10 protein-coding genes are annotated in these 12536 nt (G+C 69.4%); 7 read left to right on the top strand and 3 right to left on the bottom strand.

Going from position 1 to position 12536, the window contains the following annotated elements; translation table 11 throughout:
* Positions 1-369 precede the first annotated feature (369 nt).
* Both INR38_RS07720 and INR38_RS07715 read left to right on the top strand, forming a co-directional pair.
* Complete coding sequence (locus tag INR38_RS07720; protein ID WP_123692750.1) at positions 370-768, top strand: hypothetical protein; 399 nt, start codon at positions 370-372, stop codon at positions 766-768.
* Positions 769-832: 64 nt separating this feature from the next.
* On the top strand, positions 833-1723 hold the full coding sequence (locus INR38_RS07715) for a LysR substrate-binding domain-containing protein (protein ID WP_016450106.1): 891 nt from the start codon (positions 833-835) through the stop codon (positions 1721-1723).
* A gap of 358 nt (positions 1724-2081) precedes the next feature.
* Here the strand turns inward: INR38_RS07715 and INR38_RS07710 are convergent, their stop codons facing one another.
* Positions 2082-3470, bottom strand: coding sequence for a hypothetical protein (locus tag INR38_RS07710; protein WP_207442757.1), 1389 nt, complete (start codon positions 3468-3470; stop codon positions 2082-2084).
* 145 nt (positions 3471-3615) lie between these two features.
* On the opposite strand from INR38_RS07710, the gene INR38_RS07705 reads away from it, so the two are divergent.
* Entirely contained in the window at positions 3616-4545 is a 930-nt protein-coding gene (locus INR38_RS07705; RefSeq protein WP_207442758.1) for a LysR family transcriptional regulator, read from the top strand.
* A gap of 3 nt (positions 4546-4548) precedes the next feature.
* Entirely contained in the window at positions 4549-5478 is a 930-nt protein-coding gene (locus tag INR38_RS07700) for a tripartite tricarboxylate transporter substrate binding protein (RefSeq protein ID WP_207442759.1), read from the top strand.
* Positions 5479-5541: 63 nt separating this feature from the next.
* Here the strand turns inward: INR38_RS07700 and INR38_RS07695 are convergent, their stop codons facing one another.
* Positions 5542-6405, bottom strand: coding sequence for a DMT family transporter (locus INR38_RS07695; RefSeq protein ID WP_043825296.1), 864 nt, complete (start codon positions 6403-6405; stop codon positions 5542-5544).
* A gap of 123 nt (positions 6406-6528) precedes the next feature.
* Between INR38_RS07695 and INR38_RS07690 the strand changes: the two genes are divergently transcribed.
* Positions 6529-7908, top strand: coding sequence for a PLP-dependent aminotransferase family protein (locus INR38_RS07690; protein WP_207442760.1), 1380 nt, complete (start codon positions 6529-6531; stop codon positions 7906-7908).
* On the opposite strand, the gene INR38_RS07685 is transcribed toward INR38_RS07690, so the two are convergent.
* On the bottom strand, positions 7905-8492 hold the full coding sequence (locus INR38_RS07685) for a TetR/AcrR family transcriptional regulator (RefSeq protein WP_207442761.1): 588 nt from the start codon (positions 8490-8492) through the stop codon (positions 7905-7907). The two genes, INR38_RS07690 and INR38_RS07685, sit on opposite strands and share 4 nt — an antisense overlap.
* 95 nt (positions 8493-8587) lie before the next feature.
* On the opposite strand from INR38_RS07685, the gene INR38_RS07680 reads away from it, so the two are divergent.
* Together INR38_RS07680 and INR38_RS07675 are read left to right on the top strand one after the other, a co-directional pair.
* Positions 8588-9784 (top strand): MFS transporter, encoded by a 1197-nt coding sequence (locus INR38_RS07680; RefSeq protein ID WP_207442762.1) that lies wholly within the window; start codon positions 8588-8590, stop codon positions 9782-9784.
* A 169-nt stretch (positions 9785-9953) separates the two neighbouring features.
* Positions 9954-12479 (top strand): TonB-dependent receptor, encoded by a 2526-nt coding sequence (locus INR38_RS07675; protein WP_207442763.1) that lies wholly within the window; start codon positions 9954-9956, stop codon positions 12477-12479.
* Positions 12480-12536: the final 57 nt, after the last annotated feature.

The following is a 12536-nucleotide window of genomic DNA, read 5'->3' as shown; positions in this document are numbered from 1 at the left end:
CTTCGGCAGGCTTGCAACCCCACAACCGCCACGACGCAGGCGCTGACATACGGGGAGCTTGCTCGGGCCTTCGCTGCGCTCGGCCCGGTTTCTTGATACGCAGCCGTTAAACTTGCGGCGAGCCGAAAGGCTTGGTGTGTCGTAACACCAAACACGTAGAGGTGCAGCCCCCACCTTAAAGGGGGCTTTGTCATGTCCAGATACCTGGGGCGGGTGCGTCAGCACGCATTCGCTTCGATCGGTTTTGGACGGGATGGGCCTACCCGCAAGGATGGCCGCACGTCTGCGTGCGTGTTACGAACATCCCGTCCACCCGTCGCCTGTCGTAGGGTAGCGAGTGGTTCTCTTGATTCACGCAGGAACCAAGATATGCACCCCCTCATCGCCGCTCAGGCGGCCCCTCCCCAACCACCTTTTCTTCCCACCTGGCGGCAGGCCATGCATGCGTCGCTGGGCCTGGTTCACAGCACGCTGCAGCAGTTGATCGAACTGATGGTCGACGATCCCGACAGGGACGACAGCGAAGTCGATGTGGACTGCGCCGTGGAGCTGGCGCTGGAGCACATCAAGCGCATGAGTGTCCAGCAGCACGCGGACCGCTATGCCTTCGAGGTGGAGTGGATCAAGGCAACGGCGGCGCTGCGGCTGGCGCAGGGCGCCTTCGGGCGGCCGGAATCACGCTTCGGCCTGCGGCTCAAGGATGCCATCCAGCAACTGGAGATGCTGCCGGAGCTGGTGGAGTTCGTGGACCAGGACGACGGCGAGTGAACTGTGCGGCGTGCCCGTATCTCTGTGAGAAACTGGCCCGCCGAACACCCCCTTGCCTTCACCCATGGAACTGCGCCAGCTGCGCTACTTTGTCGATATCGCCAAGACCGAGCACCTGACGACATCGGCCAGGAACCTCTATGTCACGCAGTCCACGCTCTCGCATGGGCTGCGCCAACTGGAAGAGGAGCTGGGCATGGCGCTGTTCGAGCGCATTGGCCGGGGGCTGAAGCTGTCGCAGGCGGGCGTGGTGTTCCGCAACTATGCGGAGCGTGCGCTGCATGAGGTGGAGGCCGGGCGGATGGCGCTGGCCGACCTCAGCGAGCTGCAGACCGGCACGCTGACCATCGGCGTGATTCCCACCTTCCTCAACACCCTGGTCGCCCCGGCCGTGGCGGCTTTCATGCGCGCCTATCCCAAGGTCAACGTGGTGGTGATCGAGCTGCTGGCCCCGCCCGTGGAGCAGGGATTGCTGGACGGCAGCCTGGACCTGGGCGTGAGCTTTCACCCGCCCCAGCGCGCCGAGCTGGACGCGCTGCCGCTGTTCGACGAACGCATGATGCTGCTGGTCAACCCCTCGCATCCGCTGGCCGGGCGCCGCACGCTGTCCGTCAAGTCGCTGGCCGGCGTGCCCCTGGCCCTGCTGCCGCGCACGTTCTACACGCGCAGCCTGATCGAGGACGGGCTGCGCACCGCAGGCGTCACGCCCTTGCTGCGCGCGGAAATGGGCTCGGTGGAATCGCTGATCGCGCTGTGCCGCTGGGGCGACATGGCCACCATCGTCCCCGAGCGCGCCGCCCAGCAGGCCACGGACATGGTGGCCATCCACCTGGTCGCCCCCCAGCTCATCCGCACCGCCGGCCTGCTTTGGCGCCGAGGCGCCAGCTACAGCGCAGCGGCACGCGAGTTCGCGGCGCAACTGGCCCCCGCCACAAGAACCAACATGCCCCGCTAAAAAAACACCAGGCCGAGCGAAGCAAAGGCCCGAGCAAACTCCCCGTATGTCAGCGCCTGCGTCGGGCCGCCTGCGGGGTTGCAGTCCTGCCGAAGGACAGGACTGCTTCGTCAACTGACTCGCCGCAGTTGTCTGAACGGAGCGCGCAGCGCGCAGTGAGTTCTGCGGCGAACCCCGCAGGCGGCCCGACGCAGGTTGCCCCGCAGCGCAGCGAAGGGGTCGCGGACATCCGGGTCGTCTTTCTTTGGCCTACCTTTCTTCGGCCGGCGTACCGGTGACGAATCAAAGAAAGGTAGGTCGGCCGCCGGGCCGAGACCCGGCCTCGAAAAAACACCACCCGGCAGGGTCAAAAACCCGCTCACTGCAAAGAAGGCCGCTGCCTCTCAGGCACCCGAGTACTCAAAGAAGCCGGCACATAAGCCGCATCAAAACTACACCCCACCCCAAACTTGGCCTCATTAGCAGAACAGGCCGCAGCAATCCCCGCCGCAGTCGGCTTCACCCCCGCCTCCACCCACTGCATCAACGCAGTCATCAACGTGGGATAGGTCGCATCGCTGATATAGCTGTGCGTCCCCTGCCGCGTAAAGGTCTGCACCAGCCGGTCCCCACTGCCGCCCTGCTGCATCACCGCACGAAACCGCGCATCCAGCTCCACGAAGGCCGTGGGGTCGCTGATCCACTTGGCCGAGAGGACCGGCACGCCAATCCTGCCCACGGGGTCGGTGTCATCGGCGAACTTGCGGTAGGCCGCAGGGTCGGCGCGGTAGCGCAGCACGCCGGCATTGAGCGCGGCATCGTCGGCCGAGCCGGCATAGACCGCACCCTCGTTGCCGAAGGGGCTGGCGCCGCCCGTGCGCTTGGCCGAGATGTCCTGGAAGTGCATGGTGCCCCAGTTCATGTGCGACTGGATGGCGCTTTCGGGGATCTTGATGACCTTGGTGATGGTGTCGATCTTCGCCTGCTGCGCGGCCGTACGCTGGGCGGCGGGCTTGTCCAGCGCCAGGCATTCGTTCACGCGCAGGGCCACGTCGGCCTGGCGCATCTTGGCGTCTGCGGGCAGGCCCAGGTTGAGCGCGTACTGCGGCTCATTGGGGCGCGGGTGGTTGCCGCACAGGTACTGGTAGACCACGCGCAGGTCGGTGCGGAAGTCATAGGCATGGGTGCCGCCGCCCAGCACGCCGCTGGTGAGCAGCACGCCATCGTAGGGGCGCTCGCCCACGGTCTGCTCGTTGAACATTTCCGCGCCCTTGGCCGCCACGCCCGCACCCCAGGACTGGCCGTGCAGGATGGTGCGCTGCGGCTTGGCCACATGCTGGCGGAAGATGCCGCGCAGGCGCTCGGTGTCCTCGGCGGCGGCGCGCACTTCCACGCCGCCCTGGCGGTAGGTGGAGCCAGCCCAGGCGTAGCCTGCGCGCACCATGATGGACCAGCGCACCAGGTCTTCGGCCGCACGGTCGGCGGTGGGCGCGGCCAGGTCCGGGCCGCCGTGGGCGTGCAGCACCAGGGTGCCGTTCCACTGCGCGGGCTTGGCGATCAGGTAGTAGGCGCCCTTGGAGTCCTGCCCGGCCCAGCAGCTGATGCCCGCAGGAATCTCGGCAGGGCAGGCCGTGCTCTTGGGAGCGGTCTCGATGGAGGTGACCGGCCCGTGCAGCACGGCCGAGCCGCCGCCGCAGCCGGCCAGGGCGAGCGCGGCCAGCAGCGAGGCGCTGGCGGGACGCAGGGGGAAATACGCGGATGCTTGCATGTCTTGTCTCCTGTCTTGGCTTCTTGTTGGAAGTCACCTGCCGCGCCGCGGCAAGCGGTCGCATCGGTGACTGGATGGGATTCTGTAGAGGCTTGTCCAATATTTCAAAGATTTTTAGGATATCGGCTGGATACTTTTCACATATATGGAACTGCGCCATCTCCGTTACTTCCTGGCCGTGGCCGATACCGGCCACATCACGCGCGCGGCCGAGCTGCTGGGCATGCAGCAGCCGCCGCTGTCGCAGCAGATCCGCGCGCTGGAGGAGGAGCTGGGCATTGCCCTGTTCCGGCGCCACCCCAAGGGCGTGGACCTGACCGACGCGGGCCTGGAGCTGCAGGGCGAGGCCACGCGGCTGCTGGCCGACTTCACCACCATGCGCGACCGCATGCAGGCCTTTGCGCGCGGCGAGCGCGGGCGCATCCATGTGGGCTTCACCAGCTCGGCGGCGGCCCATGCCTTCACGCCCGAGGTGCTGCGCCTGTGCCGTGGCCGCCATCCCGACATTGCGCTGGATGTGAGCGAGAACAATGCCGCCGAGATCACCGAGGCCGTGCAGGCCGGGCGCATGCACTGCGGCTTTCTGCGCGTGCCGGTGGCCCGGCCCGAAGGCCTAGTGTTCGAGACGCTGCTGCAGGAGCCCGCGCTGCTGGCCATTCCCGTGGACCATAAGCTGGCGCGCGATGCATCGCGGCCCGTGGCGCTCAGGCAGCTCGATGGCGAGCGCCTGATCCTTGTGCGGCGCACGGGCGCGCCGGGGCTGTATGCGAACCTGCTGGCGCTGTGCGCCCGGCACAAGGTACAGGTGGAGGTGGCCGCCGAGGTGGAACGCATGATGACCAATGTGAACCTGGTGGCGGCGGGCGTGGGCCTGTCCATCGTGCCGGCCTCGGTGCGCGGCGCCCATCCCGAGGCCGTGGTCTACCGCGCCTTCGAGCCCGCCGTGCGGCTGAGCGCCCCGCTCACCCTGGTGCACCGCGAGGCCGGCACGCAAACCGGCGGCGCAGGACCCGCGGCCACCTTCATCGCCCTGGCGCGCGAGCTGGCGCAGCGCCACCAGGCGCCGGGTGGCTGAGGCATGCAGGCACCGCAAGACACCGATACCGGCCGGCGCGCCCTGCTGGCGGCGGGCGCCTGCGCGCTGGCCTGGCCCGCCCAGGCGCTGCCGGCCCGGCCCGCCTGGCCGGGCGCCAGCGTGCGGATCGTGGTGGCCTACCCCGCAGGCGGTGTCAGCGACATGGTGGCCCGCGCCCTGGCCGAGCAACTGGCGCAGCAATGGGGCACGGCCGTGATCGTGGACAACCGCCCCGGCGCCAGCGGCACCGTGGCGCTGGAGCTGCTGGCGCGCAGCGCGCCCGACGGCCGCACCCTGGTCTTTGCCGCCGCCACCGCCGTGGGCCTGGCCGCAGCCTCCGTGACGCCCGTGGCCGGCGTGATGCGCACGCCCATGCTGCTGGTGGGAACACCGGCGCTGAAGGCTGCAGATTTCGAGGGCATGCTGGCCGAGGCACGCGGCATGCCCGGCGGCATACGCTGGGCCACCACGGGCGAGGGCACGACGGGCCACGCCGTGCTGCAGCGCATAGAGCAGGCCACGCGCATTCCCATCGTGCATGTGCCCTACAAGGGAGGGGGCCAGCAGCTCAACGATGCGCTGGCCGGGCATTTCGAGCTGCTGTCCACCAATGTGGCGCCGCTGCAGCTGCAGGCGCTGCGCGCGGGTCGCCTCAAGGCCCTGGCCGTGGGCGCGCCGCAGCGGCTGGCAGCCCTGCCCGATGTGCCCACGCTGGCGCAGCTGGGCCATGCGCAGGCCAACCTGGATTCGCTGTTCGGCCTGTTCGCGCCGCCGCAGATGGCGCCAGCGCTGGCCCAGCGCATCAATGCCGCGGTGGCCCAGGCGCTGCGCGCGCCGGCCATCCGCAGCCGGCTGGAGGCGGCCAGCAACCAGCCGTTCGAGGGTTCGGCCGCAGAGTTCGCGCAGCAGGTGATGCGCGAGGCCGGGCGCTGACCGCCCTGCATCGCTCCCCCCGCACCACGCCCCGCACCACGCCCTGCACCACGCCGGACGGGCTCAGCGCGCGTACTTCTTCGCCCCGGCCACGCAGACCACGGCGGCCATGGTGACCAGCACCATGCCCCAGCTCACCTGCTCGTGCAGCAGCAGGGCGGCCAGGCCCAGGCCCATGAAGGGCTGCAGCAGCTGGATCTGGCCCACGGCCGCAATGCCGCCCTGGGCCAGGCCCCGGTACCAGAACACGAAGCCGATGAGCATGCTGAACAGCGAGACATAGGCCAGGCCCAGCCATGCGGGCCGGCCCACATCGGCCAGCGATGCCGGCATGCTGATCAGGGCGGCCGGCAGCATGACGGGCAGGGCCAGCACCAGCGACCAGCTGATGACCTGCCAGCCGCCCAGCGTGCGCGACAGGCGCGCGCCCTCGGCATAGCCCAGGCCGCAGACGATGATGGCGGCCAGCATGAGCAGGTCGCCGCGCAGCGAGCCCCCGGCCCCGCCCACGGCCGCATAGCCGGCCACGAAGGCCGCGCCCGCCAGCGAGAACAGCCAGAAGGCCGGGCGCGGGCGCTCGCCGCCGCGCAGCACGGCGAACACGGCCGTGGACAGGGGCAGCAGGCCCACGAAGACGATGGAATGCGCCGAGGTGACGTACTGCAGCGCCAGCGCGGTCAGCAGCGGAAAGCCCACCACGCCGCCCAGCGCGCTCAGCGCCAGCGAAGGCATGTCGGCACGCGCGGGCCGGGGCTGGCGCAGCGCCAGCAGCATGGCCAGGGCCAGCAATGCCGCGATGCTGGCGCGCGCACAGGTCAGAAAGGTGGGGTCCAGGTCGGCGACCGCCACGCGGGTGGCCGGCAGCGATCCCGCAAAGATCGCCACGCCGATGAATCCGTTGATCCACCCGCTGCTTGTCTTGTCCATCAAAAAGCTCCTTGGTTTGCAGCAGGCAGTGGGCCATTGCACGGCCGGATCTTCCATAGACAGTCCAATACAATTCAAAAGAACTGTTATGCACAAAAATCCACTACAGAAGAGAGAACAGCCATGCGCAGCGGCACACGCATCCAGGCGGTGATGGAAGAGATCCAGTCGCGCATCGCCGCGCGCACCTATCTGCCCGGCACGCGCCTGCCCTCGGTGCGCGCGCAGGCGCAGGCCATGCAGGTGTCGGTGTCCACGGTGGTGGAGGCCTATGAGCGGCTGGCGGCCGAGGGGGTGATCGCCTCGCGCCCGGGCTCGGGCTTTTATGTGGCGGGGCCGGTGGCGCCGCTGGCGCTGGGCGGTATCGGACCGCGCGTGGACAGGCAGGTCGACCCCCTGTGGCTGGCCCGCCAGTCGCTGCAGGCAGATGCCCACGCGCTCAAGCCGGGCTGCGGCTGGCTGCCGCCTTCATGGCTGTACGAGGAAGGCGTGCGCCGCGCGCTGCGCTCCCTGGCGCGCTCGGGCACGCTGGAGCTGACGGAGTACGCAACGCCGCTGGGCCACCCGGCACTGCGCCGCCTGCTGGCGCGGCGCATGGCCGCCATGGGGCTGGAGACTTCGCCCGAGCAGATCCTGCTGACGGAGTCTGGCACGCACTCCATCGACCTGGTCTGCCGTTTCCTGCTGGAGCCCGGCGATACGGTACTGATCGACGACCCCTGCTATTTCAATTTCCATGCGCTGCTCAAGGCGCACCGCGTGCAGGCCGTGAGCGTGCCCTACACGCCGCAGGGGCCCGACGTGGCCCGGTTCGCCGACGCGCTGCAGGCCCATTCGCCACGCCTGTACATCACCAATTCGGCCATCCACAACCCGACGGGCGCCACGCTGTCGCCACTGGTGGCGCACCGCATCCTGAAGCTGGCCGACAGCTCGGACCTGGTGATCGTGGAGGACGACATCTTCTGCGACCTGGAGACCCATGCGGCGCCCCGGCTGGCGGCCTTCGACGGCCTGTCGCGCGTGATCCAGATCGGCAGCTTCTCCAAGACCGTGTCGGCCTCGCTGCGCTGCGGCTTCATCGCGGCGCGGCCCAACTGGACGCAGGACCTGGCGGACCTGAAGATCGCCACCAACTTCGGCGGCGGGCGCATGGCCGCCGACATCGTGCTGCGCACGCTGACCGACAGCGGCTACCGCAGGCACATGGAGTCCGTGCGGCTGCGGCTGGCCCAGGAGATGGAACGCACGGCCGCGCGGCTGCAGGCCCTGGGCATGAAGCCCTGGCTGGTGCCGCAGGCCGGCATGTTCCTGTGGTGCCAGTTGCCCGGGGGCATGGATGCCACGGCGCTTGCGCGCACCTGCCTGGAAGATGGCGTGGTGCTGGCGCCCGGCAATGCCTTCAGCCAGTCGCAGAGCGCAGGCGATTTCCTGCGCTTCAATGTGGCGCAGTGCTCGGATGCGCGGATCTTCGAGGTGCTGGCGCGGGCGCTGAAGGGCTAGGCCGTTTCAGCCTGCAGCAGGCCGCGCACCCGTGCCTGCACGTGTTCCAGGGACGGCGGCAGGTCGAACAGCACGCGGTAGACGATGGGCGCGGCCAGCGCGTCGACCAGGGTGTCCGCAGCGGGCATCGCCTCGCCACGCCGCGCTGCGCGCTCGCCGATCTGCGCCAGTTGCCCGCGCAGGATTTCCACGCAGGCGCAGGGCGTGTGCTCGTTGCCCGCTGCGGCGGCCATGTCGCGCAGCATGGTGCGGCCCAGCGGCGAGGCCGATTCCTCCAGGAACTGCTCGGCCCAGGCCAGCAGGTCGCCCTCCAGCGTGCCCGTGTCCAGCGGCGGCGCCGTGGGCCGGATGATTTCCACGGCCACATCGGCCAGCAGCTGCTGTATGTCGCCCCAGCGCCGGTAGAGGGTGGACGGCGTCACGCCCGCCTGGGCGGCGATGAGCGGAAAGCTCAGTTCCTCGCGCGGCATGGTTTCCAGCAGGCCCTTGACGGTCTGGTAGACCGTGGCCTGGATGCGCGCGCTGCGTCCGCCGGGACGGGCGGGACCGCCTGTTTTGGAAAGGGATGGGACTTGCGTGCTCATGGTTATTAAAGCTAAAAATTTGCGTTAACAGCGCACAAGCGCAGAATTCGCTAACGCAAAAACTTTGCATTAATTGTGCAGCAGGGCTCTTAACCATGTCGGTACTGCAACCATCCAACTCCACTCCCGCTGCCCGGCCTGGCCGCAGCCTGGCCGTCCTGGCCTTCGGCCTGGGCAGCTTCTTCGCGGCCTCCAGCGCGCCCACGCCGCTGTACCGGCTCTACCAGCAGGACTGGGGCTTTTCCTCCGGCATGCTGACCCTGGTCTTCGCGGTCTATGCGCTGAGCCTGCTGCTGGCCCTGCTCACCACGGGCGCGCTGTCGGACCACCTGGGCCGCAAGCCCGTGATCCTGGCGGCGCTGGTGCTGGAGATCGTCTCGCTGGCGGTGTTCGCCCGCGCGGGCGACGTGCAGGCCCTGGTGCTGGCGCGCGTGCTGCAGGGCTTTGCCACCGGCATGGCCAGTGCGGCCATGGGCGCGGCGCTGCTGGACCTGCACCGCGAGCGCGGCACGCTGGTGAGCACCATGGCGCCCATGGTCGGCATGGCGGCGGGCATTGTCGTGGCGGGCGAGTTCGCGCAGCTGTGGCGCCAGCAGCTGGGCCTGGTGTTCTGGCTCATGGCGCTGATCTTCGTGGCCGTGGCCGCCGCCATGGCCGTGCTGCCCGAGACGGGCGCGCGCCGCCCCGGCGCGGTGGCCGCCATGCGCCCGCGCGTGCGCATTCCGGGCCAGGCCCGGGCCGACTTCATGCGCGTGCTGCCCATGAGCATCACGGTGTGGGCACTGGGGGGCTTTTACCTGTCGCTGGGCCCGTCGATGATCCGCTCGGTCACGGGCTCGGAGATCGCCGCCAGCTTTGCCGTGTGCATCAACACGCTGAGCGCCGCCGCCGCCATCTGGACGCTGCGCAGCCGCGCGCCGCGCGCCATGCTGCAGTTCGGCGGCAGCGGCCTGCTGGCCGGGGTGGCCCTGCTGCTGGTCGGCGCCCATCTGCAAAGCCTGCCCCTGGTGCTGGGTGCCTCGGTGGTGGCGGGCGCGGGCTTCGGCGTGGGCTTCCAGGGCGCGCTGCGCAGCGTGATCCCGCTGGCCGAGCCGCACGAGCGCGGCGCCCTGATCTCGGCCATCTACATCGCCAGCTACCTGGCGTTCAGCGTGCCGGCCATCGCGGCGGGCATGGCCGCCGCGCGCTTCGGCCTGTTGCCGGTCACCTATGCCTACGGCCTGATGCTGATGCTGTTCGCGGGCCTGGCGCTGGCGGGGACGCGCCAGCCCAGGCCGGTGGTGGTGTCCTGAGGCATTGATTTAAAAATAAAACCATAGCAATCCAGCCTTACTCCACCTGGTGATCAACGGGAAGTAACGGAGAAAATCTCAGCGGCGGCGCAAAAAAAGTCCAGCCGAACTTGCAGGATCGGCAGGGCTTGTTCGGCATACGGGGAGTCACACCACTTTTCCCAGCCCCATGCCCCGCACCCACCTCCACCAGCCCCAGGACGGCCTTGCAGCCGAACGGGGCTGGCCTGCGTCCATGGGGATGGCTGGGGTGACAGCGGTGCTGGGGGTGGCGATGCTGGTTGCCACGGCAGCGGACTGCGCCCATGCGGCGCCGTCCGCCCAGGCCGCCCAAGCCGGCCAGCGCAGCTTTTCGATTGCGGCCGGCCCTCTCACGCATGTGATCGCGCAGTACGCCAACCAGGCTGGCGTTGCGCTGTCGTTTGATGCCGCGCAGCTGGGCCGGCTGCAGTCCCCTGGGCTGCAGGGCAGCTATGGCGTGGAAGACGGTTTTGCCAGGCTGCTGCAGGGCACGGCGCTGCAGGCCGTGCGCGAGTCCAGCGGCGTCTATACGCTGCGGCCGCTGCCAGCGGCGGCCTTGGGCACGGGCGGGCAGACGCTGGGCACGGTCACGGTCCGGGCCACGGCGCCGGCCAGTGCCACGACCGAGGCATCGGACAGCTACGCGGCCAGCCTGGTCACGGGCTACAAGGGGCTTCAGTCGGTGCGCGATATCCCGCAGCCCGTGACCGTGCTCACGCGCCAGTGGCTGGACGAGCAGGCCCTGCCCGACCTGCATTCCGTGCTGCAGCACACGCCGGGCGTGACGGTGGAGTACATCGACAGCGAGCGCATCGCCTATTACTCGCGCGGCTACCAGATCGATTCGCTGCAGGTGGACGGGCTCAATGTGAACCAGGTGGCCTCGGCCTCCACCTTCATCCAGCCCGATACGGCCATGCTGGACCGCGTGGAGGTGCTGCGCGGCGCCACGGGCCTGCTGCGTGGCGCGGGCTCGCCCTCGGCCATGGTGAACATGGTGCGCAAGCGGCCCACGGCGCAATGGCAGGGCTCGGCCGCGCTGACGCTGGGCTCCTGGGAACGCCAGCGCATGGAGGCCGACCTGTCCGGTACTCTGAACGCAGCCGGCACGCTGCGCGGCCGGCTGGTGGCGCTGGCGGACGACAAGGCATCGTTCCAGACCGCGCGCAAGGAAAAGCGCCTGGGCCTGTACGGCGTGCTGGAGGCGGACCTGGGGCCGCGCACCACGCTCACGGCCGGCCTGCAGCACACGGACCTGCAGGCCACGGGCTCCTGGGGCGGCCTGCCCGCCGCCGCCGACGGCAGCCAGCTCGGCCTGCCGCGCAGCACCTACCTGGGCACGCCCTGGAACACCTGGGACCGCCACAACCAGCAGGCCTTTGCCGAGCTGGAGCACCGGCTGGACAGCGGCTGGCAACTGAAGGCCCAGGCGGCGCACACGCGGTTTCGGTCGGACGGGTTCAAGCAGACCTCGTTTTCCAAGGCCAGCGACAGCAATCCCTACCTGTTCGACGTGAGCACCTCCATCTATGGCGGCGACGGCAGCACGCAGAACGCGCTGAGCCTGCTGGCCAGCGGCCCCTTCGAGGCCCTGGGCCGCAGGCACGAGCTGTCGCTGGGCGCCGACCTGCAGCGCATCCGCAGCACGGGCGCCACGGGCTACTGGGGCGTGAGCCCGCTGCGCAATGTGGACATCCGCGGCTGGAATCCGTACACCAGCTACCCCGAGCCCTTCTACAGCGAGGGCAACGGCAACGCCTATTCATCGCCCGTGTCCCACATCCACCAGTACGGCGGATTCGCGCGGGCCCGGCTGTCGCTGACCGACTCGCTCACCGCCATTGCCGGCGCGCGCCTGAGCTGGTGGAGCTATCTCGAACCCGGCAATGCCCAAAGCGGCTACAGCGTGCGCCGCGAGCTGACGCCCTATGCGGGCCTGGTGCATGCGCTGTCGGACACGCTGGACGCCTATGCCAGCTACAGCGAGATCTTCAGCCCCCAGGACAAGAAGGCCGCCGACGGCAGCATCCTGGCGCCCGCCCGGGGCGAGGACCTGGAGGCCGGGCTCAAGGGCAGTTTCATGGACGGCCGGCTGCAGGCCAGCGTGTCGGTGTTCCGCATCCAGCGCGTGGGCAGCGCCATGCAGGACACGGCATCGGCCATGCCCTGCCTGCCGTACTACCCGACCAGCCACTGCTTCATGGCCGGCGGCAAGAGCCTCAGCCAGGGCTGGGAGCTGGAGCTGTCCGGCGAGCCCGCGCCGGGCTGGCAGGTGCTGGCCGGCTACACCTACACCCAGGCCAGGTACCTGCGCGACACCTCCGAGGCCAACGTGGGCCAGCCGCTGCGGCCCGTGGACCCGCGCCATGCGCTGCGCCTGTTTGCCAGCCACCGCTTCAAGGGGCCCTTGCAGGGATGGACCGCAGGCGCCGGCGTGCGGCTGCAAAGCGATGCCTACGCCAGCGTGGGCGATGTCACCACCCGCCAGGGTGGCTATGCGCTTTTTGACGCGCTGCTGGCCTACCGCCTGGACGACACCTACTCGCTGCAGCTGAACGTGAGCAACCTGCTGGACAAGCGCTACTACGCCAAGTTCTCGCCCAACAGCACCTACTTCAACAACTACTACGGCGATCCGCGCAACGTCACGGTGTCGCTGCGCGCGCGCTTCTAGGGCCACGGCCGGCCTGCCCTCCTTTCCCGGCTTTTTCTTCCCCGGTTTTTCCTCCCG

Source organism: Delftia sp. SD018 (genome assembly GCF_017355445.1).
Classification (GTDB): domain Bacteria; phylum Pseudomonadota; class Gammaproteobacteria; order Burkholderiales; family Burkholderiaceae_C; genus Comamonas; species Comamonas acidovorans.
This window is presented reverse-complemented; position numbering and strand designations above follow the sequence as displayed.